Consider the following 2,291-nt stretch of genomic DNA (forward strand, 5'->3'; position numbering starts at 1 on the left):
GATGGGCACTAACTAAACGTCAGGTGCTATAGCTGGCCTGACCAAATAACATTAAAGAAAAGAATGAGTCATGACCAAGAAAGATAGAATCGCCATTGTAGCAAGCGTAACTTATACGCTGTTTATCGTTTGGTTTATAGCGATAGGCGGGCAAGATGACAAGAAAGTTCTTATGCTATTTTTAGTGTTGATTTACTGGGGATACAGGTTTATCCAGGGAGATATAAGCTTCATTGCAAGAAAAAATGGTCAGCCATAGAAAAGGGCGGTTGCAGAAGCCGAGTGCAACACGGTTACTGGACTGCTTGTAAGCCGGTCCCCCGGAGCAGGACCGGAGCGAGGGAAGTCTGGCCGCAGGCCAGACCTGGATGCCGGGGTGGCCTTCTCTTTGGTTACTTTCTCTTGGCCAGACAAGAGAAAATGACTCGCCGTGCAAAGCGAAACCTGCTGGTGGGGCCGAAGAAAGCGTGGCGGGGGACGCCGAGCAACAAGAAGGAGCCAAATAAATCTGTCCCCTTTTTTTTCCTGACGACATGGTGTGGGTAGTTCGGCAAAACAAGACGGCCCATCCTAGGCATATAGTGGTGCTCTCCATTGCTTGGAAAAACGTCAGGTTAGCGGAGACGCGAGAAACAGTTTGCAGCGCATCTCACGAACAGGGCCGAAAAATAAATCTGTCCCCTTTTTCTGGCTTAGTGATAACGGGTTTACTCGTACTGCCTATTCATGTTCTTTATCGGCCTTTTCGGGTTAGGATTACCAAAGGCCGCTAGTTGTGCCGTTACTACTTTTGCAAGCTTGAATCGTTGTTTTGAACTCCATGCCATTAGGCAATTTGCAGTTTCTTATTTTACTGCCGTCGAATTGAGAGTTTTCAATGATTTGCTTGGAATATCCTTTGCTAACCATGCAGTTCTCGAATATTGAATTTCTTTTGATAAGATATGAAGCGCCTGATAAGTCTATATTGTTGTTTGTATTATAAGAGGTGCCGCTGTATTGGTAGTTGCCTTGATTGGTTTGCACTGTTCCTGTGTGGTGCGTTGTGTTTGATTGTTGTTTAGGGATATAAATTGGAGTGCCAGATTCGGCTGCCATTGCACATGATGCCTCGTCTCTGGTTGTTATGTTGTAATCGTTTTCGGGGTGCGTCCATAATGTAGTTGTTGAAGAGCAGCCTGTAAGCGTAAGTATTAATGATGCTACTGTGAAAGTTTTCAAAAGCATTAGTCTTTCGCCTTGTTCTCAGTGTCAAATTGATAGCGACTAAGCGCGACAATCTCCTCAAGGATTTTTTGCGTATTAATCGGTAGCGATTCATTTTGTAGTTCGCGCAACGCAAGTTGGTGAATTTTTTCAAAGGCTAACTGCGTGTTGTCTTTAGTGCTCATTTTTCTTCCTCATGTGGGGCTTATATAAGCTATCTAGTTAATACTTAAGTTTAGTTTTCGCCTAACTACTATTGGACACCATTTGGTGTGATCGACCACACCAAATGGTGCGTAACATTCTCTTGCCGGTTCCATGGTTTGGCCCGGATTGATAGCCTTTCTGGCGATAATGCTTTTATTCGGGAGCTGCACACCATGGACGGCAAGCCCAGATTGTTGGATCGGCTGCGTGAGCAGATCCGTGTAAGGCACTATTCCATTCGTACTGAATCCGCCTATGTGCAATGGGCTCGGGCGTTTATTCGCTTTCACAAGCTTCGCCACCCTGCGGAGATGGGCGCGGTCGAAGTCGAACAGTTTCTGACCCACCTTGCGGTAGAGCGGAATGTGTCGGCCTCCATCCAGAATCAGGCACTGGCTGCCTTGCTGTTTCTTTTACAAGCAGGTGCTCGATATCCAGTTGCCCTGGCTGGATGGTGTCGTGCGGGCCAAGCGGTCGGAGCGCTTGCCGGTGGTGCTGTCGCGTGACGAGACGCGGCGGCTGCTCCAGCACTTCGAGGGAGAGCTCGCGTTGGTCGTCGGGCTGTTGTATGGCTCGGGTCTGCGCCTGATGGAGGCCACCCGCTTGCGGGTCAAGGATGTGAATTTCGAGCGAAGCGAAATTCTGGTGCGCGACGGCAAAGGAATGAAGGATCGGGTGACGCTGTTGCCGGCTGCGCTGTTGCCGGGGTTGCGGCTCCATCTCGAACGGGTGCGGGCGCAGCATCGAGTGGATTTGCTGGTGGGGCTCGGAGAGGTTTACCTGCCGTTCGCGCTGGCTCGCAAGTATCCGAGCGCGCCCAGGGAGTGGGCCTGGCAGTATATGTTTCCGGCTTCGCGACTTTCGATTGATCCCCGTTT

The 2,291-nt window shown here is 49.6% G+C and carries 5 protein-coding genes; 3 read left to right on the plus strand and 2 right to left on the minus strand.

Translation table 11 applies throughout. From position 1 onward, the window contains the following. The first annotated feature begins 70 nt into the window (after nucleotides 1-70). On the plus strand, nucleotides 71-259 hold the full coding sequence (locus NA637_RS24710) for a hypothetical protein (protein WP_256075187.1): 189 nt from the start codon (nucleotides 71-73) through the stop codon (nucleotides 257-259). A gap of 497 nt (nucleotides 260-756) precedes the next feature. On the opposite strand, the gene NA637_RS24715 is transcribed toward NA637_RS24710, so the two are convergent. Further along, nucleotides 757-1,227, minus strand: coding sequence for a hypothetical protein (locus NA637_RS24715; protein WP_256075188.1), 471 nt, complete (start codon nucleotides 1,225-1,227; stop codon nucleotides 757-759). Then, the gene (locus NA637_RS24720; protein WP_256075190.1) at nucleotides 1,227-1,391 is read right to left on the minus strand and encodes a hypothetical protein; all 165 of its coding nucleotides are present in this window, start codon (nucleotides 1,389-1,391) and stop codon (nucleotides 1,227-1,229) included. Before NA637_RS24720 ends, NA637_RS24715 begins: the two co-directional genes overlap by 1 nt. Nucleotides 1,392-1,478: 87 nt before the next feature. Between NA637_RS24720 and NA637_RS24725 the strand changes: the two genes are divergently transcribed. Then, nucleotides 1,479-1,919, plus strand: coding sequence for a phage integrase N-terminal SAM-like domain-containing protein (locus NA637_RS24725; protein ID WP_256075193.1), 441 nt, complete (start codon nucleotides 1,479-1,481; stop codon nucleotides 1,917-1,919). Next, on the plus strand, nucleotides 1,903-2,291 hold a 389-nt coding region (locus NA637_RS24730), incomplete at its 3' end, for a tyrosine-type recombinase/integrase (protein WP_256075200.1). The genes NA637_RS24725 and NA637_RS24730, both read left to right, overlap by 17 nt.

The sequence above is a fragment of the Stutzerimonas stutzeri genome, from assembly GCF_024448935.1.
In the GTDB taxonomy this organism is placed as follows: Bacteria; Pseudomonadota; Gammaproteobacteria; order Pseudomonadales; family Pseudomonadaceae; genus Stutzerimonas; species Stutzerimonas stutzeri_AO.